At 44.7% G+C, this 22,570-nt stretch carries 31 protein-coding genes; 7 read left to right on the top strand and 24 right to left on the bottom strand.

Annotated elements, in window-relative coordinates; translation table 11 throughout:
• The first annotated feature begins 56 nt into the window (after positions 1-56).
• Together crcB (SFC66_RS15025) and crcB (SFC66_RS15030) are read left to right on the top strand one after the other, a co-directional pair.
• On the top strand, positions 57-449 hold the full coding sequence (gene crcB, locus SFC66_RS15025; RefSeq protein ID WP_411219542.1) for a fluoride efflux transporter CrcB: 393 nt from the start codon (positions 57-59) through the stop codon (positions 447-449).
• Positions 446-790 (top strand): fluoride efflux transporter CrcB, encoded by a 345-nt coding sequence (crcB, locus tag SFC66_RS15030; RefSeq protein WP_411219543.1) that lies wholly within the window; start codon positions 446-448, stop codon positions 788-790. Before crcB (SFC66_RS15025) ends, crcB (SFC66_RS15030) begins: the two co-directional genes overlap by 4 nt.
• 110 nt (positions 791-900) lie before the next feature.
• Here crcB (SFC66_RS15030) and SFC66_RS15035 read toward each other — a convergent pair whose 3' ends face one another.
• The 7 genes from SFC66_RS15035 to SFC66_RS15065 all read right to left on the bottom strand — a co-directional run bounded on the left by SFC66_RS15035 (position 901) and on the right by SFC66_RS15065 (position 6,230).
• Complete coding sequence (locus SFC66_RS15035) at positions 901-1,326, bottom strand: DUF4064 domain-containing protein (RefSeq protein ID WP_411219544.1); 426 nt, start codon at positions 1,324-1,326, stop codon at positions 901-903.
• 22 nt (positions 1,327-1,348) lie between these two features.
• The gene (locus tag SFC66_RS15040) at positions 1,349-1,762 is read right to left on the bottom strand and encodes a DUF4064 domain-containing protein (RefSeq protein ID WP_411219545.1); all 414 of its coding nucleotides are present in this window, start codon (positions 1,760-1,762) and stop codon (positions 1,349-1,351) included.
• Between the two features lie 26 nt (positions 1,763-1,788).
• Positions 1,789-2,214, bottom strand: a complete 426-nt coding sequence (locus tag SFC66_RS15045) for a DUF4064 domain-containing protein (RefSeq protein ID WP_411219546.1) — start codon at positions 2,212-2,214, stop codon at positions 1,789-1,791.
• Between the two features lie 17 nt (positions 2,215-2,231).
• The gene (locus tag SFC66_RS15050) at positions 2,232-3,152 is read right to left on the bottom strand and encodes an ABC transporter permease (protein WP_411219547.1); all 921 of its coding nucleotides are present in this window, start codon (positions 3,150-3,152) and stop codon (positions 2,232-2,234) included.
• Positions 3,145-4,071: an ABC transporter ATP-binding protein gene (locus SFC66_RS15055; protein ID WP_411219548.1), complete on the bottom strand. Its 927-nt coding sequence runs from the start codon at positions 4,069-4,071 to the stop codon at positions 3,145-3,147. Before SFC66_RS15055 ends, SFC66_RS15050 begins: the two co-directional genes overlap by 8 nt.
• A gap of 126 nt (positions 4,072-4,197) precedes the next feature.
• Complete coding sequence (locus SFC66_RS15060) at positions 4,198-5,571, bottom strand: processed acidic surface protein (protein ID WP_411219549.1); 1,374 nt, start codon at positions 5,569-5,571, stop codon at positions 4,198-4,200.
• 152 nt (positions 5,572-5,723) lie between these two features.
• The gene (locus SFC66_RS15065; protein WP_411219550.1) at positions 5,724-6,230 is read right to left on the bottom strand and encodes a GNAT family N-acetyltransferase; all 507 of its coding nucleotides are present in this window, start codon (positions 6,228-6,230) and stop codon (positions 5,724-5,726) included.
• Between the two features lie 159 nt (positions 6,231-6,389).
• Between SFC66_RS15065 and SFC66_RS15070 the strand changes: the two genes are divergently transcribed.
• Entirely contained in the window at positions 6,390-6,770 is a 381-nt protein-coding gene (locus SFC66_RS15070; RefSeq protein ID WP_411219551.1) for a hypothetical protein, read from the top strand.
• Positions 6,719-7,501, top strand: coding sequence for a membrane protein insertase YidC (gene yidC / locus SFC66_RS15075; RefSeq protein WP_411219552.1), 783 nt, complete (start codon positions 6,719-6,721; stop codon positions 7,499-7,501). The genes SFC66_RS15070 and yidC overlap by 52 nt, the downstream gene beginning before the upstream one ends.
• 44 nt (positions 7,502-7,545) lie before the next feature.
• Here yidC and SFC66_RS15080 read toward each other — a convergent pair whose 3' ends face one another.
• The 7 genes from SFC66_RS15080 to SFC66_RS15110 form a co-directional block, all read right to left on the bottom strand.
• A complete protein-coding gene (locus SFC66_RS15080) occupies positions 7,546-7,962 on the bottom strand; it encodes an organic hydroperoxide resistance protein (protein WP_411219553.1) in 417 nt (138 codons plus the stop codon).
• A gap of 99 nt (positions 7,963-8,061) precedes the next feature.
• Positions 8,062-9,006 (bottom strand): ABC transporter permease, encoded by a 945-nt coding sequence (locus tag SFC66_RS15085; protein WP_411219554.1) that lies wholly within the window; start codon positions 9,004-9,006, stop codon positions 8,062-8,064.
• Complete coding sequence (locus tag SFC66_RS15090; protein ID WP_411219555.1) at positions 8,999-9,919, bottom strand: ABC transporter ATP-binding protein; 921 nt, start codon at positions 9,917-9,919, stop codon at positions 8,999-9,001. Before SFC66_RS15090 ends, SFC66_RS15085 begins: the two co-directional genes overlap by 8 nt.
• Before the next feature lie 49 nt (positions 9,920-9,968).
• Complete coding sequence (locus tag SFC66_RS15095; RefSeq protein WP_411219556.1) at positions 9,969-10,658, bottom strand: ABC transporter ATP-binding protein; 690 nt, start codon at positions 10,656-10,658, stop codon at positions 9,969-9,971.
• Entirely contained in the window at positions 10,651-11,028 is a 378-nt protein-coding gene (locus SFC66_RS15100; protein WP_411219557.1) for a GntR family transcriptional regulator, read from the bottom strand. The genes SFC66_RS15095 and SFC66_RS15100 overlap by 8 nt, the downstream gene beginning before the upstream one ends.
• 3 nt (positions 11,029-11,031) lie before the next feature.
• Positions 11,032-11,820, bottom strand: coding sequence for a hypothetical protein (locus SFC66_RS15105; protein ID WP_411219558.1), 789 nt, complete (start codon positions 11,818-11,820; stop codon positions 11,032-11,034).
• Between the two features lie 122 nt (positions 11,821-11,942).
• Positions 11,943-13,052 carry a glycerol dehydrogenase gene (locus SFC66_RS15110; RefSeq protein WP_411219559.1) on the bottom strand — a complete coding sequence of 370 codons (1,110 nt, stop codon included), beginning with the start codon at positions 13,050-13,052 and terminating at the stop codon, positions 11,943-11,945.
• A 154-nt stretch (positions 13,053-13,206) separates the two neighbouring features.
• On the opposite strand from SFC66_RS15110, the gene SFC66_RS15115 reads away from it, so the two are divergent.
• Positions 13,207-14,109, top strand: a complete 903-nt coding sequence (locus tag SFC66_RS15115; RefSeq protein ID WP_411219560.1) for an SDR family oxidoreductase — start codon at positions 13,207-13,209, stop codon at positions 14,107-14,109.
• 47 nt (positions 14,110-14,156) lie between these two features.
• Here the strand turns inward: SFC66_RS15115 and SFC66_RS15120 are convergent, their stop codons facing one another.
• Both SFC66_RS15120 and SFC66_RS15125 read right to left on the bottom strand, forming a co-directional pair.
• Positions 14,157-15,323, bottom strand: coding sequence for an iron-containing alcohol dehydrogenase (locus SFC66_RS15120; protein ID WP_411219561.1), 1,167 nt, complete (start codon positions 15,321-15,323; stop codon positions 14,157-14,159).
• A gap of 107 nt (positions 15,324-15,430) precedes the next feature.
• On the bottom strand, positions 15,431-16,288 hold the full coding sequence (locus SFC66_RS15125; protein WP_411219562.1) for a dimethylarginine dimethylaminohydrolase family protein: 858 nt from the start codon (positions 16,286-16,288) through the stop codon (positions 15,431-15,433).
• 126 nt (positions 16,289-16,414) lie between these two features.
• On the opposite strand from SFC66_RS15125, the gene SFC66_RS15130 reads away from it, so the two are divergent.
• Positions 16,415-16,840, top strand: coding sequence for a pyridoxamine 5'-phosphate oxidase family protein (locus tag SFC66_RS15130; RefSeq protein ID WP_411219563.1), 426 nt, complete (start codon positions 16,415-16,417; stop codon positions 16,838-16,840).
• A 13-nt stretch (positions 16,841-16,853) separates the two neighbouring features.
• On the opposite strand, the gene SFC66_RS15135 is transcribed toward SFC66_RS15130, so the two are convergent.
• The 7 genes from SFC66_RS15135 to SFC66_RS15165 all read right to left on the bottom strand — a co-directional run bounded on the left by SFC66_RS15135 (position 16,854) and on the right by SFC66_RS15165 (position 21,082).
• Positions 16,854-17,615: an STAS domain-containing protein gene (locus tag SFC66_RS15135; RefSeq protein WP_411219564.1), complete on the bottom strand. Its 762-nt coding sequence runs from the start codon at positions 17,613-17,615 to the stop codon at positions 16,854-16,856.
• On the bottom strand, positions 17,602-18,249 hold the full coding sequence (locus SFC66_RS15140) for a cobalamin B12-binding domain-containing protein (protein ID WP_411219565.1): 648 nt from the start codon (positions 18,247-18,249) through the stop codon (positions 17,602-17,604). Before SFC66_RS15140 ends, SFC66_RS15135 begins: the two co-directional genes overlap by 14 nt.
• Before the next feature lie 12 nt (positions 18,250-18,261).
• Entirely contained in the window at positions 18,262-18,639 is a 378-nt protein-coding gene (locus SFC66_RS15145) for a hypothetical protein (RefSeq protein WP_411219566.1), read from the bottom strand.
• Positions 18,636-18,941, bottom strand: a complete 306-nt coding sequence (locus SFC66_RS15150) for an antibiotic biosynthesis monooxygenase family protein (RefSeq protein ID WP_411219567.1) — start codon at positions 18,939-18,941, stop codon at positions 18,636-18,638. The genes SFC66_RS15145 and SFC66_RS15150 overlap by 4 nt, the downstream gene beginning before the upstream one ends.
• A gap of 126 nt (positions 18,942-19,067) precedes the next feature.
• Positions 19,068-20,243, bottom strand: coding sequence for an MFS transporter (locus SFC66_RS15155; RefSeq protein ID WP_411219783.1), 1,176 nt, complete (start codon positions 20,241-20,243; stop codon positions 19,068-19,070).
• A gap of 81 nt (positions 20,244-20,324) precedes the next feature.
• The gene (locus SFC66_RS15160) at positions 20,325-20,729 is read right to left on the bottom strand and encodes a MarR family winged helix-turn-helix transcriptional regulator (protein ID WP_411219568.1); all 405 of its coding nucleotides are present in this window, start codon (positions 20,727-20,729) and stop codon (positions 20,325-20,327) included.
• Positions 20,730-20,848: 119 nt separating this feature from the next.
• Positions 20,849-21,082, bottom strand: a complete 234-nt coding sequence (locus SFC66_RS15165; RefSeq protein WP_411219569.1) for a hypothetical protein — start codon at positions 21,080-21,082, stop codon at positions 20,849-20,851.
• Between the two features lie 111 nt (positions 21,083-21,193).
• On the opposite strand from SFC66_RS15165, the gene SFC66_RS15170 reads away from it, so the two are divergent.
• On the top strand, positions 21,194-21,691 hold the full coding sequence (locus SFC66_RS15170; protein WP_411219570.1) for a GNAT family N-acetyltransferase: 498 nt from the start codon (positions 21,194-21,196) through the stop codon (positions 21,689-21,691).
• 163 nt (positions 21,692-21,854) lie between these two features.
• Here the strand turns inward: SFC66_RS15170 and treR are convergent, their stop codons facing one another.
• Positions 21,855-22,568: a trehalose operon repressor gene (gene treR / locus SFC66_RS15175; RefSeq protein WP_411219571.1), complete on the bottom strand. Its 714-nt coding sequence runs from the start codon at positions 22,566-22,568 to the stop codon at positions 21,855-21,857.
• Between the last annotated feature and the right edge of the window lie 2 nt (positions 22,569-22,570).

The raw sequence follows: 22,570 nt of genomic DNA on the forward strand, positions 1-22,570 counted from the left end.
ATAATGGGGTATAATACAGGCATACAGCAGTATATGCATAAGAAGAAGGTTAGTGTATGAAAATGTATATCGCAATCGGGTGCGGAGGCAGTACCGGAGCCCTGCTTCGTTATCTTGTCGGGATGTTCATTCCGCTCACAGGTTCATTCCCCTCTGGTACGCTTTGCATCAATGTAATTGGCTGCTTTGCAATGGGATATCTGACTAACTTTGTGAAAAGACGCTACTTTACGGACAAACCAGCTAAAGCGAAAGCACTGACGACTGGTATGGTCGGAGCTTTCACGACTTTTTCGACTGTCAGCCTGGAAACGGCTCTGCTATTCCAAGATGATCGATTACAAATCGGATTGCTTTATCTTGCTTGCAGCACCATCGGCGGAATCGCTGCTCTCCTGCTAGGTCTGCGACTTGCGCCAGATCCAATCCAGGAGGAACAAGCTGTATGAGCATTGTTTTTGTTTTGATAGGCGGGTGGCTCGGTGCAGTATTTCGTTATGAAATCAGCAAGAGAGTAGAGACATTCTGGCAGTACCGCTTCCCGCTCGCTACTTTCCTTATCAATATAATCGGTTCATTTCTGATTGGATTGGTATTCCAGGCGAATTGGGGAACAGGCTGGTATAACTTCCTCGCCATTGGGTTCCTTGGCTCATTCACGACTTTTTCGACATTTCATTTGGAGATTGTCCAATTAAGCAGCAAAAAGAGGATCGCAATTGCCGTCGGTTACTTGCTGATCAGCTATTTGGCTGGTATCACACTGGCTTTCGCTGGACTGCATATGTAATGGGCATTGCATAGAAAGAACAACAAGGTACAATAAAAAAAGGAAAACGGCCAACTAATCCATACAGCTTAGTTGGCCGTTTTCCTTGATACTTAAATGGAGTGGAATTCTCAATAACTATCCACTATATCTTGCTTTGTATCGATTGGTTTACGCATGATGGCAATTATTCCAGCTGATGCATACAATATCGCGGGAATGATGGAAAAGAAGAAAGTCAAAATTGCCAACAGTAAAGCAGTGCTGATAAAGATTATCCCTGAAGCAGTGGATTGACTGTTGCGTCGTAATAAGATAAGCGCCACTATTCCCATGATACCCGCAATAGCACTTATAATGATGTAATACCAACCAAACCCTCCAAAGAGATTCGTGATAAAATCTGCTTCTTGTGCTGTGAATTCGGGATCATTGTATCTATTCGCCATTATCAAAGCATTGATTGCATGGAAAAATCCTCCTACTCCAATCGCCATCAAGATGTTGAAAACCACTCCGATAATCCCTAAAACCAATTCTGCAGTGCGTTTAATCAATCCGTATCCCCTCTCTTACCACTCAATCCCCATTTACATCTGAAGGTCTTCTGGCCAGTACCAAAATACCAGAAATCGTGTAAAGAATACCGCCGATAAACCCTGATAAGAAAGTGCCAATCGAGCCGACCAAAGCCAAAATGATCAACATGGCCCCCAAGCCGACCTGCTTACGATCTGCTTTCAGCTTCACAGCTGCCACGATGCCCAAGATGGCACAAATAACACTTATCACAATGATGACTATCCCAAGGGTATTTGCCAAATTGTCGATTGTATTCGCGCCAACCGTTTGGTCCGCCCCATTTTCCAGAACCCTTTCACGAGCTGCTTCTGGATCATATGAGACTAATCGAACTGTCGTCAAGACCGCAGTGATGAGGAAGACGATTGCACCAATGATGGCAAGTACCTTCTCCGCTGTTCGTTTCAACATGTCAAACCTCCTTCCTGCGTTACTGCTTAATAAACCTCTCCTCTATCATTATATTGCTCAACAGGCTTGCGCACAATCGCCATGATGCCAGCTATCAAATAAAGGATGCCTCCGACAATCGCCAAAAACACGGATAGAAGCGTACCAAGCACGGCTGTCACGATAAGCAGGATGCCTGCTCCTGTCGCTTTTTTATTCGGCTTCAGCATAGCAAGGGAAACAAAACCAAGAATTGCACAAATCACGTACAATATAACCAGCCAGATTGACATTCCAGCCGCAGCATCAGTGAACGTGGAAATATCTTGTTGGGTAAAGCCTTGATTTGCGAGTTCATTTGTTGTCGCCTCATCCGTCCCCCCAAGGCCAAAAGCAAACAAAACTGCAAAAATAAGAAATAAAGCCGCTCCTATAATCGCCAATACCTTCTCTGCCGTTCTTTTTACCATCATAATTCCCCTCTCTTATTTTAATGACCCGCTACATCGCGTTTTGTGAACAATACCCAACCAATGATCAGGAAGATGAGATAATAGACAATGATGGTCACAATCGAGAATGTAAGCGTTAAATCTTCAATCATTTTATACCCTGTTGTAAATTGCGTTAAATCCATATTTGCAAATAAAATATATTTTGCAAAAGGTTTATCTGCCAGGAAACCAACTACCGAGGTACCGGCAAACATCAGGAAAATTGCAGTTCCGATCGCCAATGCACTGTTACGGAATGCTGCCGAAATCATGAAGGCAAACGTCGACCATACGATGAGTTTGATTAACTGCAGCCCATAATCCTGCGCAATTCGTGCCCAAACCGAGACTTCGACGACTTCCCCATCCCTCACTTGCAAGACAGAACCGTCTCCTCCAAGTCCGAAGAAAATCAAGCCAAACAGCCAAGAAGAGATGAATAGTACGACAAGTGACGTCAAAGCAAACAAAATGACACTCGCATACTTAGCAAAGAATATTTTGGTTCTAGTCACAGGACGTGTGAGCAGTAATTTAATCGTTCCCCAACGAAACTCATTGGCAAGTATACCTCCAGCAACGATGATGGTAAGCAGACTGAGCACCATCGTCAGGTAGTGGCTCTCATAAAGGAACTCCCATGCAGACATCCCTTCTGGTTTTAAATCATTCTCGATCCGATAATTGTTGATTGCGATTTCCGGATCAGTCGGATCTATCTCTGCATACATTTGATTATCTGCTTGTAATTCCTGCTGCCAAGTGTCATCATCATACGACATGACACTGTCAGTTGTCCGCATGATCCCAGCGAAGCCAAGTACAATCACAACAAGAATACCAAGCAATATCCAGGTCGAAAGCTGGCTGTACAGCTTTGTCTGCTCGTTCCGGACGAGCTGGAAAAAGTTACTCAATGATATTCTCTCCAATCACATGTAAGAATTTATCTTCTAATGTCTTGCGTTCCACAGTAAAGCCATACATCGAAACATCTGCCATTGCCAATGATTTAATGATTGCTGGAATCTGTTCCCGGGTCACTTGGAATGCCAGTTTTTCACCGCTCCCCATTGCCGTTATATTGAACTGCTCATGCAGGAGGCGCTGCGCTTTCTCATGATCCGCGGATGGACAATTGATATGCACAACTTCGGCCGGCGTATCTTCTTCGGCAGTTTGGATTTGCTGGATGGAGATAAGTTCACCATTCTTTAAAATTCCAATCCGATCGCACATCAGTTCCATCTCCGAAAGCAAATGACTGGAAACAATGACTGCGACGTTTTCTTGTTCTGCCAATCGGCGGATATAGTGGCGGATTTCGCGGATACCGGATGGATCCAATCCATTTGTAGGTTCATCCAATATCAAGATAGAAGGGTTATGTAATAGTGCCTGCGCGATGCCGAGCCGCTGCCGCATGCCAAGGGAATATCGTTTCACTTTCTGATTGATGCGTTTTTCCAATCCCACTAGCTTCACTACTTCATCGATGCGCTCTTTTGTTATACCAGGGATCATCCTGGAAAAGACAAGCAGATTTTTATAGCCGGACATGAATCCGTACAACTCCGGGTTTTCGACAATCGCCCCGACATGACGGATCGCATCTTTATAGTTTGTTTTGATGCTTTTTCCTTTTATCCGTACGTCACCTTCTGAAATCCGGATCAAGCCAACCATCATCCGGATCGTCGTTGTCTTACCTGCTCCGTTTGGTCCGAGGAATCCGAATACTTCACCTGGTTTGATGTCAAAGTCCAAACCTTTCACAATCAATTTTGAGCCAATCTGCTTCTTCAGCCCGATCAGCTGCATTGCCGGTTCTGTCATTTGGTTCATCACTTCCTTTGTAACAATTTTGTCACTTTCCATAATATGTACGAAGCAGGTTGTCAGATTGTTTCAGTTTAACTAAAAAAACACCATGAATCTTAAGATTCACGGTGCGGTCATTTATCAATTACTATGTTTCTTACGACGATTCCATGTGTATAACACTACTCCAACTGCCAGCACTGCTGCCCCAATCAAGAGAATATTACCAGTCGGCGACGCTGTATCCGGCAGACGCTTGCCTTCTTGTTGTGTCGTTTCAGTTGTTGCACTTGCTGTTTTCGTTGGTGCTACGACACCCTTCTCTTTTACTGGTGCTTCATGTTTATGTTCTGCTGCAGGCTTTTCATGTACGGGCGCTTCCACTGGAGGGACACTTGTCAGTAAATCGGAACCGAATGTTTCGCCAGTAATCGTGAAGTTCAATAGATGATTACCTTGCAAGTCAAATAGCTCCACCAGCAATACGCGATCCTCAAGATCTGTGACTTTCAGTAATTCTTGCAATGTTACAGGCGTCTTCGTACTGCCATCCACGAGATGGAATTCAGCTTTCATTTGGAGCAGATTCATAAGGTCGTTCCAAATCGAGATAAGTTCCTTACCTTGCGCCTCCGTCAATTCGGTGGAAGTTTCAAAGTCCCCGAGTGCTTCCGTTCGAATTAAAAAGTCATCCAAGCCAAGCAAGATTGCTTCTGGATCATTTGCAACGACATTTTCCAAATAATCATATACACGGAAGAATTCTTCCTGACTCACTCCGATAAGGTCGAAGAATGGGCCGACCATTTCCCAATAATCATCACGGGAAAACTCATAATAGCCTGTTTGTTCATAGATGAACTCAGACAGTTCTTCATAGCTTGAGAAGTCTTCCAGAGTCGCACCGTTTTCTGCAAGCAGCTGCTCAAACTCAGCTTGTGTGAATTCCACTTCCTGTAAGAGGAAGTATAAAGACACGCCATTGATATCGTTGTAAATCACTTCGTATAAATCATCCATATATTTAAAGCCGTAAAGGTCATATCCATTTGCAGCAAATAAGTCAGCAAGCTCTTTTTCAGTCAGACCTAGTTCTTCTGCCAAACCTTGCAGATTCCCAGAAGTAGCAGGCTCTCCCATCAGCCAAGTAAGATCTGTATACAATAATATATCTTCGGCTTCATATCCTTTATCCGCCAAGCCCATTTCTTTCAACTTTTCATTTATATCATCGCTCGTGGCGTTCGCTTCATCCAGGTAAACTTGCAGGTTTTCTTCTGTTACAGGCTCACCCAGCCACTCACGCAATTCGTCTAATGAACTTATTTCCTGTTCCTCTATCGTACCCCACTCAAAATCAACTAGATAGCGATTCAATCCTTCTATATCCGTCCCAAGTTCAGCAGCGTATGCGTCAAGGTCTTTCTGTTTGATGGCAGCAAGTGCAGTTTGTGGTGCCATCGCTTGCAGGCAAAGCATAACCATGATCATTCCAACCAATAGCTTCTTTGTCACTTATGTATCCTCCTGGAAATAAATTAATATAATTCCAGAATATTATAAACGCCTCCGCTAGACTACGCTACATAATTTTTTACAAAATTAAAACTTTTAATCTTGACATATAAAAACCCCTTGTCCAAGGGGTTTTTTCGGCAACATTCGACTTATTTCAATGCAATTCCCATTCGTTTGGACCGGGTTTCCATACCCATTTTGACATAGAAATCTTCTGCTCTGGAATTGAAATTCCAGACATTGAGCTCTATTTCGGTGGCTCCGATTTTCTTGCCATACCGTTTTACTTTTTCGAATAAATGTCCGCCTATACCTTTGCCGCGCATATCCGAGCGAACGCAGAATTCTTCGATGAAAATATGTGCATGATGCGAAATGGATTCACTGGTCACCCGAATCGTAGCAAAAGCCATGACTTCCTTTGATTTTTCAACCAAGAATACTTTTTTGTTATCCAGATATATATTACTTTCAAACACATGCTGATCAAGCGGTTCCGCTTTTTTGGCGAAATATTCCGGCTGATTTTCGTAATGCGTATTGTATAATTCCTTGTACAGAACAGCGACCTGGTCATAGTCCGAGACCTTGGCTTCGCGTAATTTGAACATCGGCTTCACCTCTGCAGCTTGTAGTCTTGTTAACCAGTTTATCATGTTCGTCCCCCTCCGTCATAAAACTGTTGTAATAAACCACTGTCAACAGACAAAACGCTCCTATAAGCCATTTCTCTATTCAAAACGAAAATCCTGCGCTGCTTTGACAAGTTTCCAAATATATAGGAAAATAAAAGGAATGAAAGGAGGTGTATACAGATGCTGTATGCTTTTTGGAATATGTTTGCTGATGATTTTTCGTCGATGGCCTTCTATATCGGTCTTACGATGACCTTCATCCTGGCTCACCGGACAACAACGACAGTTGCGAGCCGTTTTCGTGCAAGCCACAGCATGCAATGGCAGTATGTCTGCTCATTGGATAGCTGGCAATCGCAGACTCCCATTACGATTTCCTACAGCAAGCCGATCGTCCATTGGCTCGCTCGCACCACCATGCGAAAAGACGGTCCGGATGATGATGGCGAAGCAGCTTCTTGTTTGTATCCAGTTATGAACCATTCGATACAACAAGGAGGAAATATAATTTGCAACGCACATCTGTATCCACTTTCTTTAAAAAGTACGGTATCATCTTAAGTTCCATAGCCCTGATCGTCTTGCTTGCAGGCTGCCAAAGCAGCAGCGGGGGCGCATCTGGCGAAGGATGGTTCAACCATTACTTCATCAGTCCATTCTCTTATTTGATCAAATGGATTGCCGGCAGTTTCAATGATGACTACGGAATCAGTGTCATCCTGATCACCTTGGCAGTACGTCTCATCTTGATGCCTTTCATGCTGATGCAGCAGAAAAAAGGGTACGAAACACAAGAAAAGATGAAGCTATTCAAACCGGAATTAGATGCTCTGCAGGCGAAATACAAAAACAAAACGGATGCCGAGTCCAAACAAAAGCAGCAGCAGGAAATGATGGAACTATATCGGAAGCACAATATGAATCCATTTTCCGCGATGGGCTGTCTGCCATTGCTTATCCAGATGCCATTTTTATTCGGCTTCTATTCAGCCATCCGTAATACCCCAGAGATTGCAACACATGATTTTCTCTGGTTCAATCTAGGAACTCCAGATATTGCTTTGATGGTGATAGCGATGGCGGTTTATTGGCTGCAATACCGCGTTTCCCAAATCGGGGTTGATCCTGCCAGAAGGCAGCAAGCCCGCATGATCGGTATCATCTCACCGCTCATGATCGGCTTTATTTCCTTCAGCTCACCAGCTGTATTGCCACTATACTGGGCAGTCGGAGGACTATTCGTCATCTGCCAGACATTGCTGGCCAAGTTTTTATTCCAGCGCAAAAAATAAGCAGAGAAAAACCACTTCCCGAACAGGAAGTGGTTTTTTGTTTATTATTCTACGACATTCACTTTCAAATCTACATCGATGTTTCCGCGAGTCGCTTTGGAGTAAGGGCAGAACTGATGTGTTTTTTCCATTAGGTCTTCCGCTTCTTCCTGGGAAACGCCTTTTACGTCCACTGTGATTGCAGCAGCGATTTTGAAACCATCGCCATCTTTCAATAGGCTGACATCAACAGAAGTTTCTGTCTCAACGCGCTTGCGCTCAGCTCTTGCGACATGGTTGAATGCTCCATCGAAGCATGCAGAGTAGCCTGCTGCGAATAATTGTTCCGGGTTGGAACCTTCACGATCTTTTTTGCTGCCCGGTTGGACAAGATCAAGATCGATCAAACCATCATCGGATTTTACATGACCTTCACGGCCGCCAGTTGCTTTTGCGTGAGATGTGAATAATACGTCACTCATGTTAATTCACTCCTATTTCGTTTGTTAGTTTGAAAAAACTGCATTCCTTATTACTAATTCCTTTTTACCGTTATTTTAAACATAAAGCAAATGAATTGCTTAAGCTGTAACGTCTCGTTTGATGAAGCTGAACCATGTGAGAGCAGTTATGATGATGAAATAAATCGCCATGACAACTACAGAGAATCCTACAGTCATGCCTTCCACGAATGGTGTATTCCCAGCTGTGTACATCGTTAGATCGATATTGTTGAATAAAATGTATTTTGACCAATCATATCTTGCCAGAACCAGACTGATTGATGGGAAGAACAGTGATATAAAGATGGAAAATCCTATCGCCAATGATGTATTGCGGAAAATCGTCGATAATGCAAATGCAATGGTTGCGTAAAATAGCACTTGGATGAAGTTCAGTCCATAATCCCTTACTATGGAAATAAGCATGCTGCTTGATGTTGCATCACCATTTTCAAGGACTATTTTTTCAGCACCAAATCCATTGAATCCAAAGAAGATTCCTCCTACCAAGAAGGAGAATACCATAAAGAACAGGAAGAAGATGACCATCGTACATAGTACACTGACATACTTGGATGTCAAAACACTGAAACGGGAAGGTGTCTTTGTGAGCAGTAACTTAATCGTTCCTGTCCCGAATTCATTGGACACTATTCCACCTGCAATGATTGCCAGGAACATGATGAGAAAAGGTGCACAATAATACACAATCGTGTTCATATAACCTGGCAGAGAGTCAGTTTGGACAGGTTGGATATCATGATCCAGCTGGTATTGAAGCAACTCGATGTCTTGTGCGACTTCATCCATTGTAAAATACCCTTCTTCCACATCGTCCAAATAAGTCTGTATTTGCTGCTCATTCGATGCACGCCAGTCACTGCTATCGTCCCCAGCATTATAGGCTGTAAATGCAGCGATCGTGATGAGTATCACTGCCGCAATCCCAAGCATGATCCACGTCGACAGACGGCGGAATGTTTTCATATGTTCATTACGTACCAAACCGATGAATTTAAACAATTTCCTTCCCTCCAGTCAATTCCAGGAATGTTTCTTCCAATGTTTTCGTTTCTGCTTGGATAGCGTAGATGCTGATAGCTTCTTTCGTCAGCTTGGCAGCTGCGACTGGTATTTCCTCACGTGTAAGCTCGATGATGACTTGTTTACCTTTGATTTCCGGCTTCTTGCTACCCATGTCACGGAGCACGATTGCAGCCTGTTCAAGCGGTTCGACTTGGAAACTGACCAGCTGTGTCTGTTCATCTGACATTTCATGGACCTGCTGCACGCCAAGCATCTTTCCTTGCTGCAGGACGCCGATACGATCACACATCAATTCCATTTCACTCAGTAAGTGGCTGGAAACGATGACAGCCATCCCTTCTTTTTCAGCAAGATCACGGATATATTCACGCATCTCACGGATACCTGCTGGATCCAGCCCATTTGTCGGCTCATCCAGGATCAGAACGTCAGGCCGGTGAAGCAATGCTTGTGCTATACCAAGACGCTGCCTCATTCCAAGCGAATATGTTTTAACCTTGTCATGAATCCGTTTTTTTAGGCCAACCAGCTCGATGACTTCATCAATTCGTTTTTTATCGACACCATCACTCATTCTCGAAAAATGCACAAGATTCAGATATCCGGAGAGATACTTATACATCTCCGGGTTCTCGACGATTGCTCCGATATGTTTCATCGCTGCCCCGTGGGAGGTTTTGATACTATTGCCTTTGATCAAGATATCTCCGTCTGTCATGCCCATCAGCCCGACAATCATCCGGATTGTTGTCGTTTTCCCGGCACCATTCGGCCCTAAAAAGCCGAATACTTCACCGGGGTAGATGGAAAAATTGATGCGATCGATGATTTTTCGACCGCGTATCACTTTGGTGACCTGCTTGATTTCAACTGCTGGCTGCTTTTGCATGCTTTTCCGCTCCTTTTCCTTTGCCTGTAATAAGAGTTGCAATGCTTCTTTACTCATAAATCGAGCTCATCCATTCCAATATGCCCTTCTGCTCGTCATAGCGGAGTTCTTCCACATTCCGGTGGTCGACCAATGCACCATCCTTGATGGCAATCACTTCATCGAGGATCATTTCCACTTCCATGATTTGATGCGTGGATAGAAGAACAAGCTGCTTTTCCGTGTCCACGAATGTGATCAGTCCTTTGACAATGGAGTCCCGCACAAGCGGATCCAAACCGGAAAGCGGCTCATCCATCAGCAGGACAGGCACTTCCCTCGAAAGCGTGAGGATGATTTTCAACCTGCCGCGATTCCCTTTGGAAAGATGCTTCACTTTTGTGTTGGCATCAAGGTTCATATACACCCGTATTTCCTCCGCTTTTTCTTTATTGAAGTCGGGAAATTGCGTTGCAAAGAAATCGATGGTCTGCTGGACTGTGTAGAAGGAGTAATACTCATCCAGCTCAGACAGATAGCTCACTTTGGACGCAATGCGCCGGGATACTTTCTCTCCATCCAGTTCCACAGACCCTTTGGTTGGATTGATCAGCCCTGCGATCAGCTTCATCGTCGTTGATTTACCTGCACCATTCAATCCGACCAGGCCGATGATCTTGCCTTTATCAAGCTTCAGGTTCACATCCCTCAATGCTGTTTTCGTCATATAACGCTTGGTTACACCTTTGAATTCAATCATGATGGGATTCTCCTTCCAAATAGGTTTGCAGGCCACTTTTTATCTCTTCATTTTGGTAACCCATGTCGTGCATGACTTGGATGAAATGCTCTATTTGTTCTTGCTTCAGTTTTTCCCTGATGGAATGAAGGATTTCTTGATTCTCTGTCACGAATGTTCCTTGCCCTCTGCGTGATTCCACGATTCCCGATGCCTCCAGTTCGCGGTACGTCCGCTGTACCGTATTCGGATTTACTTTCGATGAGACTGCCGTTTCCCGGACGGAAGGCAGTTTGTCGCCAGGCTTCAGTTCGCCGCTGACAATTTGTCTATTCAGCCGGTCTGCCAGCTGCAGATAAATCGGCTGGGATGATTGAAATGTATCGGCCATGCTCTACACCTCTACTTTTTTGTCTAATAACCAAGATGCAATGAAAAAGAGTAAAATGACTACGACTGTTTCTAGGACGTACATGCCAGCGTAAATTGGTACATCCTGCTGGAAGTATATCGCCATTTCTGTAATACTTGCTTCGAAATTAAGGCCCGATGCCACAGATTCCAAATCTATTTTTCCCCAATAACTGATCGTTTCGTAAAACTTCGACATTTGAAACAACCCGAAGTACAGTCCATTAAATATCCAAAATCCGAAGAAAACAATTATTCCACTAAGAAACGCATGCATATATCTCTCCATCAATAGGAACAAAACATAAGCAAGAATGACATATACCACAAAATCCAGTGAAAAGAGTACTACATGGATGAATAAGATGATTCCTATTTTCAGCCAAGATGCTTCAGATATAGTAAATCCGATGAATTCCAAGCCACCGAAATATGCAGCAAAACTAGCCGCCAATAAAGAAACGAGCAGATAAACAGTCCCAGTCAGCAGCTTAGCCAATAACAATCCTGAAGCATGCATCGGATTATGAAGCCATAAATGCATTCTCTTCCTTTCGATGCTTAAACTAAAAAGCATATAGATTGCTAAAAAGAAAGAAAGTCCAGCTCCCCAGACCAAACCGAAGATTCCGATTGGCTGCCCGATATGATTGACCTTATAGCCAAGTGCTGCCATAGCTGCCGTTCCGATAATGAATAAAATCATCGTAAGAAGGAAGATCGGCATACCAACACGGAATTCCTTCTTCACTAATGCTAGCCAAGCTTTCATGAAATAAACCCTCCTGATGTATTACCGTATTAATTAGATAGTACACTAGTACAGAAGTACACGTCAATGGGCAAAAGAAAAAAGCTGGAACATTTTTTCCTGTTCCAGCTTTTGCTTCTTTTTTAAGCTTCGTATCCGATTGATTCTTTGTAAGCTTTTGCGTATTGATCGGCTGCTTTGATGGCATCCACGACTTGGTCTGCTGTGATTGTACCAGGCAGACTGTGGATTGTTTCTCCTTCTTGCACTGCCAGTTCGGCAACTTTCAGCAAGTCTTCATCCGATACGTCTTTCAATTTGATATCTTCCAGCGTGACCGGAAGACCCAGCGCAAGATAGAAATCAACGTATGTGTTGATTTCATCCAGTGTGCGGTCCTCGAGGGCAAGCTGCGTCAGCGTACCGAACGCTACTTTTTCACCGTGGGTCAGACTGTGAATCTCACCATGCAGGGCTGTGAAACCATTGTGGATGGCGTGTGCCGCTCCTAGTCCGCCACTTTCGAATCCAAGTCCGCTCAGCAATGTATTCGCTTCGACAACTGCTTCCAGTGCCGGAGTGACAATCTGGCGCTTGTTGGCTTCATAAGCAAGCAAACCATATTCAAACAGCACTTCTTCCGCTTTCTCGGCAATCGCTTGACCAGCAATCGTCGCCAGGCCGCCTGCCATATTCTGTCCTCTTCCTTCAATGGAAGCACGTGCTTCCACCCAAGTAGCCATTGCATCGGCAATTCCGGAGGCAAGGAAGCGCGGAGGCGCTTGTGAGATGATTTTTGTATCCACTAAAACAAGGTCTGGGTTTTTGTCATAAAACTTGTAGCTCTCAAATGTGCCTTCTGCTGAGTAGATGACACTCAATGCGCTCGTCGGTGCATCAGTCGAAGCTGTTGTCGGCATGATCACGACGCCTGCCTGCAGCTCATCCGCTACTGCTTTGGCAGTATCAAGTGTCTTTCCGCCTCCGATACCGATGACGACATTGCTTTCTTTACCTTCATCCGCAATACGCTTGATTTCTTCTGTTGAAGCCTCCCCGCCGAAGACGATTTTCTTCGTCTGGACACCGCTCTGCTCCAAATTCTCAAGCACCGTATTGCCTGCTAAATCCCATACGAAGTCATCCGCAAGTACTAGCGCGTTATCTCCGATCTTTTTCACATACTCGCCAGCTTTCAGGAGTACATCCTTCCCTTGTACATAACGACTTGGACTGATAAATACTTTTTCCATGAATAAGACCCCTCTCCAACTTTTGAATATCACATTCTAAATCCTTTTCCCTTTTGGTTCTGTTTCTTAACATAAAATTCCTCTTTCTTGTCAAATTGATCTTGTTTTCCGCATATATTTCATCTGGAGCCATGAATGAGGAGGAGGACACGAATTGACGCAGCAATTTGAGGATAAACACCGACCGGTCCAACCCGGCACAAACTTTTATTTTCCGCCGCAGCACCAAAATCAGCAGCCTGGTATCGAAGGTCCGATGCGACCGAGACCGTTAATCGAGTCTGATGCTTACAAAGGTTCGGGAAAACTGGAAGGAAAAGTAGCTATCATCACTGGGGGAGACAGCGGCATTGGTGCAGCTGCAGCCATCGCTTTTGCCAAGGAAGGCGCTGATGTTGTGATTCCTTACTATTATGACTATGAAAACAAAGATGCAAATCGGACCAAAAACAGGGTAGAACAGCTTGGTCGGCGCTGCACATTGCTTGTAGGGGATTTACGCAGTGAAGCGCATTGCCGTGCAGTTGTCGAACATACAATCGATACGCATGGAAAACTGGATATCCTGGTTAATAACCACGGCGTTCAATTCCCGCAGGACTCCTTGACGGACATATCCACCGCACAATGGGATGCAACCTTCCATACAAATATCTTTGCTTTCTTTTATTTGACCAAAGCAGCCCTTCCCCACATGAAGAGAGGGAGCACGATTGTGAATACAACATCAGTCACGGCTTACGAAGGAAGACCTGATTTGATTGACTATGTATGCACAAAAGGTGCGATTGTCGGTTTTACGAGAGCATTGTCCCAAAATCTTGCAACACAAGGAATCCGGGTGAACGGAGTGGCTCCTGGCCCGATTTGGACACCGCTCATTCCATCCAGCTTCGCAGCCGAGGATGTTGCCACTTTCGGTCAGGATGTACCAATGAAACGTGCCGGTCAGCCTTATGAGCTTGCTCCGGCCTATGTCTATCTTGCCAGTGAAGACTCCTCTTACGTCACCGGCCAGATCATTCACGTAAACGGTGGGACGATGGTCAGTTCCTAAACAAAAAGGCCCGGCGCAAATGCATTGCGCTGGGCCTTTTCACGATATTAGAAAGAAGCTTTGTAAATCTCGAGCGAATCTTCTTTATTCAATTTGCGATAACCGCCGAATTCACCATTTGCATAAGCTTTTTCAGCCATCAATTCCAAGCTGTCTTCCGAGATATCGTAATCACGAAGTGTAGCTGGAGCATCGATGCTGTTCCAGAATGCACGCAATGCATCGATTCCTTCAAGCGCGGCTTCTTTATCCGTTTTGCCTGTCGGATCGATACCGAACACACGGACAGCCAATTGTTTGAATCGTGGTGCAGTCTCTTCATCGAGCACATGCTTCATCCAGTTCGGGAAGATGATCGCTAGACCGCCGCCATGTGGAATGTCATGGACAGCAGACACAGCATGCTCCAAGTTATGTGTCGCCCAGTCGCCGCGGTAACCCATGTTCAAGACGCCGTTCAATGCCATTGTTCCGCTGTATAGAATGGCAGCACGATTATCGTAGTCTTCCAGGTCTTCCAGCAGCTTCGGACCAATTTCCATCACGGTACGCAGCAGGGATTCACAGAAACGATCCTGCAATTCCGTGTTGGTAGTTGCATGGAAATAATGCTCCAATGTGTGGGACATCATGTCCACGATGCCATAAATGGTTTGATCACGTGGAACGGTGAATGTGTTCTGCGGATCCAGGATAGAGAATTTCGGGAATGTATGCGGACTTCCCCAGCCGTATTTCTCATTTGTTTCCCAGTTCGTGATAACAGAACCAGAGTTCATCTCGGAACCTGTCGCTGCAAGCGTAAGCACAGTACCGAATGGAAGTGCATCCTCTGCGAATGCTTTCTTCGTTACGATATCCCATACATCCCCATCATACTTGGCACCTGCCGCGATGGCTTTTGTACAGTCGATTACACTGCCGCCGCCTACAGCAAGCAAAACATCGATAGCTTCTGTTTTACAGATTTCCACACCTTTGCGGGCAGTGGAAACACGCGGATTCGGTTCCACTCCGGACAGCTCGAATACTTCTGCATCGATTTCTTTCAGCTCTTGCAATACTTTCTCATACAAGCCGCTGCGTTTTATGCTGCCGCCGCCATATACAAGCAATACTTTCTTGCCATAAGCAGGAATTTCCTCTTTCAATTTATCTAATTGGTCTTTACCGAAAATTAGCTTAGTCGGGTTATAAAAAGTAAAATTATCCATTCTGATCGCCTCCATGTTTTATTATGCTAAAGGATTGGAATAGAAGTAAAGCAATCCGCTCATACCTGCCAAACCTTAGGATATATATATTTGCCGTTTTTATTCTGTCATTGCCGCTGCAGCGGCAGTGAGCAGCATCGGAATGAACCGCCTGATTTGATGATTTCGGAAAAATTCACTTCAATGACTGTTATGCCTTCCTCACGCAGAGCTTCGTTCACTTTTTTATTGGATGGCAAACTCAAAAGCTTATCCGGCGCAAAGGAAAGGATATTCGTCCCCATATAGAATTGTTCTTCTTCTGAAATCTCGATTGTCTTGTACAAAGATCGGAAACGCTCGAGATCATCCTGTTCAAAAGCATCTGGATAAACGATTGCCAAGTCTTTTCTCACCAAGTTGAAGACACAGTCAAGGTGCAGGATATCTTCGCGAATCCTTACTGGGATGATTTCATATTCCGGCAGTTGCTGCTGTATTTGCTGCACAGCTTTTTCATCTGTACGTTTACTCAAGCCGACCCAGACACGCTGCCCATCAACGACCACATCCCCGCCTTCGATCGTCCCTTCTGTAACGTTTTTATATGTAAGACCTTGCTCTCCCAGCCACTCCCGCAAGATATCCGTTTCTCCTTTGCGAATGTCATCTTCCATATTCGATACGAATAGCGTACCTCCTATGCAAAAACCAATATCACGGGTATATACTTGTTCATTATAAGGCTCTTTGGCTGGCAATGACATCACATCCACACCATGGTCTCGTAATACCGTCACGAAATCGGTGTGCTGCTTCATAGCTGACGTTTGATCGATATTATGGTTCAAATAATGCTTTTGTGTTTCATTGATGACTTTGCGAATTTCCATGTATGCCGGCGGACAGACGACAACATGTGTCAGCTTTCCGTATTCCGACTGGCATTTGATTTGTGGTTTTTTCTCTTCCTGCATCTTAGTCATACAATTCCCTCCATAGGTTGGCTTTTGAACGGGTCTTCCTTCCACTCCATATACACTTCCCTTTTTTCGGGTTTAATAAGCTGCCAAAAAAGGGATACTACCTATAGATATCAGAAGGAGGAGATCATGATGGAACAAGCAGAAGTCAAAAAACACGTAGAACAGATCTTGGAAAATCAAAAGATCGGCACACTAGCAACCGTTCAAGGCGGTAAACCTTATACTCGCTATATGGCCTTCTTCAACGAAGGATATACCTTATATTGCGCAACAAGCGGCAGTTCACACAAAGTCGATGATATCGAGAATAACCATAATGTCCACATCCTGCTGGGATACAATGGCGATGGCGTCGGAGACGAATACGTTGAAATCGAAGCTGAAGCAAGGGTTAGCGAATCTCCCGAACTGAAGCAGGATCTTTGGAAGGATAGCTTCAATGCTTGGCTTGATGGCCCAGATGATCCGGACTATGTCGTACTGGAAATCAAGCCGGATACAATCTATTTGAAGAATGTAAATAAAAGCGACGTTTATACGGTCGACCTATAAGGAAAAAGCAGAACTATTTTCGGTTCTGCTTTTTTATATATTTTGATATTGCTTGTTTTAAGCTATTCATGGAAGCAGCCTGCAATGTACCCTTTGACTTCAGTCCCTGGACTTGTTTTGGTGATAGCCCGACAATCACCGTTTTTGTCCCCATCAGCTGGATTGTTTCGAATAATTGACCAAGCTGCCTTTTGCCTTCATCCGTTATATTCCCGACTGCATGAAAATCAAAGAATACTTGCTCATATTCCCCTTCCTCGATACGATACAAAATGTTCTCCTCGATTACCTGCAGCGTATCCGCTTGAAGATCTCCGAACAAAGGGACAAGCCCTGCTTCTGCGTATAATGGGATGAATGGGCCACTCAGTTTATGGATCCGGGCTATCGCATCCTCCAGCTCTTCCTTCTTTTCCAGCAGTTCGAAATCTGTTTCCGACAATCTGCTTCGAAGCTTGGTAAGCTGACTCGAGAGAGTATCCACTTCTTTCGTTTTCTCTACACATAGGACATGCGCTTTCTTTCCTTCCCATTTCACCGAAATATGGAATACCGCCAAGGGATCATGTTTTGTTTTCATATTCAGCTCTATGTCTATTTCCGAAACATCAGGCTGTATATAATGGCTGACCTTCTGCCGGTTTTCTTCATCGACCAGCGTGATGAAATTATCGCCGATCAAAAATATATCACTGGCCGGACGGGAATGATCGAGTATTGTAAGCTCCTCATCGAGCAGGAAATACGGAAGGGGGAGGAATTTACCTGACACCATCTGCAGGCGCCTCCATCTTTCCCTCAAGCCATGCAGCGACCTCTTCCAGGTCATAGATGATACTTGTCTGACTGCCGCAATAAGTCCGTAAATCATGCATAGCGACAACTCGTCCCCCGACCAAGATCCGAGGTTTCCATGACAATTGCTCAAACGCAGTTATATATTCTTTCAATGTCGCGATGCGGTATGGAATCGCAGCAGATAAACCGACTACATCCGGCTGCCATTGCTCTGCACTTTGCAACGCATGAGCTAAGGGCAGATTAGGTCCCAGGTGCCTGACTTGCCAATGATTCTCCTCAAATACAGCAGCAACCATCTTGGAACCGATCACATGCTGTTCATCTTCCAAACATAGAAACATCGCTTTTTTCTCCGATTGCCTGTTTTGCCGTTTGAATGGAAAGATATATTGCGCCAAGGCAAAATCACAGACGCTCGTCGCTAAATGTTCGTCTGCTACCGTGATTTCATTACGCAGCCACTTTTCCCCTATTTCATACATGGCCGGTGTTATGATTTCTTTGTACACACGGATACTGGGTCTGTCATCTTCAGTTAAAATTGTGTACGCCTGCCGCTCATCGCCCGCAAGCAACGCAGCAGCAAAACGCTGCCATGCTTCTGTCATCACGTACCACCCTCAGTTGTCTTCGTCCTTTTTCTTTTCTGCATGCAATGCTCGGATTCCTTCCTCCAGACATGCTTTGAAAAAGCGATAATATTGTTCACTCATATAACCATCCAGAAGCCGGATAAGTCGCGAATAGTTATCTATGATGATTCTTTCATTCATGCCTCGTGAAGACAGCAATTCATGCAGCCACAGCGTATAGTCCACAAACAACTGGGAATCATCTGCATCATAAGCCGTTTGCAAATAATCCAGATGATGCTGATTATCTTCCCGTGTCCGCTTCTTCCCATTTTCACCATACCGCTCATATAAAGACGGATAAGCATCGAAAATGTCCTCTACAATCCTATCAAGCAACGCATCTTTTCCTGGCTGCTGATTCACCTGGCCACCACCTCGAACATTTTGACGATGGGTCGGATGGCTGCAAGCTCTTGATCAGGATATTTTTTCTCCAGCTCATGAATACGCTTGAAATCTTCTCCGCTCACCCAATCTATATAGCTTTGCTTGTCCTTCCAGGTAATCTCCACCGTCAGCTCACCTGATTTCTTTTGATTATGCAGCAGCTGAAACTGCCGGAAGCCAGGGGCTTGATCGACCAATTTCGATCTGTTTCGATAAATGGCAATTACTTCTTCCGCCTTTTCAGCGGGAACATCAAAGATGGAATGGACGATATACATGAACTTCCCCCCAACGGCATAGTTTCTATTTACAATAGGGTATCATAATCCGATGAGCGATTATAGCATTTCACATACGTCTCTCCATACAAAAAAAGCCATGATCCGCTGATCATGGCTTTCCCTTTAACTTAAACGATCCATTGCATTCCGTCTCACAGTGAATAACAGCAATCCGACGAGCACTGCTGCTGCAGCAACATAGTACGGAGCCCCGACCGAGATATGCTCGGACACTTTCCCTGCGAGCCACGGTGATATCGAACCACCTGTAAAGCGAAGGAAACTATATGCAGCTGACGCTGTGGAGCGCTCAACTGGTGATACTTCCATGACAGCTGTTGTCATGACAGTGTTGTTAATACCAAGAAGCAGTCCCATCACTGCGATCATCACGATCAGGAATACCGGCCAATCTGCACCAAAGCCCATCAAAGCCAAAGTGATAATGATACCGACCATGACGAAACCTAGTGATTTTTTCGTACCTAATTTCGTTTCGAAAGACGGTGCAATGAAGATGGATCCGATTGCCAGCATGACACCCCAGACAAAGAATACAAACCCGATGCCAAATTCTCCAAGATTCAAGACTAACGGTGAATATGTCAGTAAGGTGAAAAATCCGAAGTTATAAAACAGTGCTGTCAATCCGATTGTCAGCAGACCTGGATGACGCAATGCCTGGAATGGTGCTGAAAGCGGAATTTTCTTAGCTGGTTTGGGCACATCGGTGAGCAATGTCCACACAGCCAGCAATCCGATCAGCATCAATACGGCTACACCAAAGAATGGCGCACGCCAATGAATGGATCCAAGCAGTCCGCCCAAAAGCGGTCCGACTGACATTCCAAGTCCAAGGGCAGCTTCATAAAGCATGATCGCTACTGCCGAACCGCCACTTGCCACACTTACAATGACAGCAAGTGCGGTGGAAATGAATAAGGCATTACCCAATCCCCAGCCTGCGCGAAGCCCGACAAGTTCATTCACACTTCCTGCCAGTCCTCCTAAAGTCGAAAATATAATGATGATGACCAATCCGATGAGCAATGTCATTTTCGGGCCGATCCGGCTGGATATCCAGCCTGTGATCAGCATCATGATTCCGGTAACAAGCAAATAACTCGTGAATAGTAACTCAACTTCACTGGCCGTTGCATCCATCTGTGCAGCAATCGATGGTAAAATCGGGTCGACCAGACCAATCCCCATAAAAGCAACCACACACGCAAAAGCAACCGCCCATGCTGCCTTCGGTTGCTGAAAAATTCGTTTTATGCTGTGCGCATCTTCCTTGATTTCAGTTTCCGCTTGTTCGATTTCGTGTCCATCGGGTATCGTTTCATTACGAATGTCCGACATACACTCATCCCCTTTCTATTAATCGGCGAGCATCTTACGGCTTAGCCGGATGAACTCATTTTTCTCTTCTTCGGTCAGTTTATCCAGAAAAGATCCAAATGCTTTATCTCTTGCTCCGGAGAAACTTTCATAAAAATCGGATCCTTTTTTCGTGATGGCAAGCATGACCACCCTGCGGTCCTTCTCTGAATGAATACGCTCCAAGTAGCCTTCCTTCATCATGCGGTTTCCTAAATTCGTCGCACCGCTGTAGCTGATCCCTACTTCTTCAGCCAAATCCGACATACGCATCTGTCCATTATTTTTCAACAGCCTCAGTAAAACCAATTGAGGTCCGGAAATCTGAAAATCCCATTCCTTCCGCAACGCCTTATTGACATTACGAACCAATTCGATAAAATCAACCATATCTCTGCTTTCCACTTACAGACCCCCAATTACTGCTTTCTACTATTATTAGTATACCTCAATATTTCATACATGTGAAATAAATTTCATCAAAAAAAATTCCAGCTGCTGAAATAAGCAGCCGAAACCTTGCATTACCCTCTTTTTTTCAATGTCTTATCCGTTTGTTCATTCACCGCTTGCCTGATATGATACAACTCGGCATACATACCTGCAGCAAATGCCCCGATGATGCTGAGCAGTACACTTACGATCATAGCCATGAAGTTCAAATCGAAGCCGAGCATGGCGACCATACCGATGATGAAACCAATCACCAAACCGATTGCACCAAATTGCAGTAACTTACCGAATGTCACAGAATACATGAATCCACATCCTCTCGTCTGCCTGTTCACCTATTTATCTTGTACCCCAAACCGAACGAGACTATGCTTCCTTCCAAACGTTTAGTATAATAAGCCAAAAAACATGGGGGAATGAACATGCATTACCGCGTCGCAGAACTTCACGACCTTCCTGCAATCGTCTCTATTTATAATTCCACTATTGCAGGCAGGATGGTCACCGCTGATCTGGAAGAAATCTCGGTTGAAAGCAGACTCGATTGGTTCCAGCATCATACCGAACAGCGGCCGCTATGGGTCGTGGAAGAAGACGGTGACATACTGGGCTGGATCAGCTTGGAACCTTTTTATGGCCGGGCTGCTTATCATAAAACCGTGGAAGTGAGCATTTACATACATCAAAACGCCCGAGGAAAAGGTCTGGGGAAAAATATGCTGCAGTTTGTCCTTGATCAGTCTGAAACACTTGATTTCAAAACTGTTTTAGGTTTTGTGTTCGGTCATAATGAACCGAGCATCCGACTGTTCGAACGCTTCGGTTTTGATCGCTGGGCCAATATGCCGAATGTAGCCGAGCTCGATGGTATCGAGCGGGATTTAGTCATTTTAGGCAAACGTATCCGCCAATGAGATTTATCCACTTGTGGATAAGTGCATTGCACAAGCATTCGCCAAATTTTTCTGTGCATAACTTGTGTTACACACAAATTATGTGAACAAACTGAATATTCCTGTGTACAAGCTAGTTCTTACCCACAAAAAAATGTGCATAGCCTGCAAGCTATGCACATTTTCATTTTGTCCTTCGAGCAAAATCGACAAAACGGAACTTATCCGGGCGATGTTTCGACTCCGTGTATTGAAATAAAGTTGTATCTTCCAAATAAACAGCGCTTCGTACGACTACCAGCTGTTGATAACTTCCCATATCCAATATCTCTTTATCTTTTGCATCAGCTTCTTCCACGACCACTTCTTTTCGTGCATAGCTGATCGACAGACCCATATCTTGTTCCAGATAATCATAAATGGAATCAGCTGCGATTGTTTCCGTCAGACCTGGGGCTAGGTCTTTTAACAGCAGATCTTTATCATAAATGACTGCCTCCCCATCTATTTTACGCAGCCGATGCAATTCCCAAACGGAAGCCCCTGTCGCGCACTGCAGCATTCGCTGATCGAAATCATTCGCTTTTTTTCCAGAAAGGGAGATGACACGTGTTTCCACGTGCTGGGACATCGAGCGAGCCAGCTCCTTGAAGCTCGTCAATCCGCTGACAGGCAAAGGCAGCTTGTCCTGCTCCAATACAACCGACCCCTTACCTTGCAGCTTCTGGATATAACCATTCTGCGATAGAAGCTGCAGCGCCTTGCGCACTGTTTCACGTGATGTTTCGAATCGCTCTGTCAACTCATTTTCTGAAGGCAGCAATTGACCTGCCTTGATTTTTTCTGCTTGAATTTCTTTTGCCAACACATCATAAATCGCTTGAAATTTCTTTTGCATTT

Source organism: Terribacillus saccharophilus, assembly GCF_046592895.1.
GTDB lineage: Bacteria > Bacillota > Bacilli > Bacillales > Amphibacillaceae > Terribacillus > Terribacillus saccharophilus_D.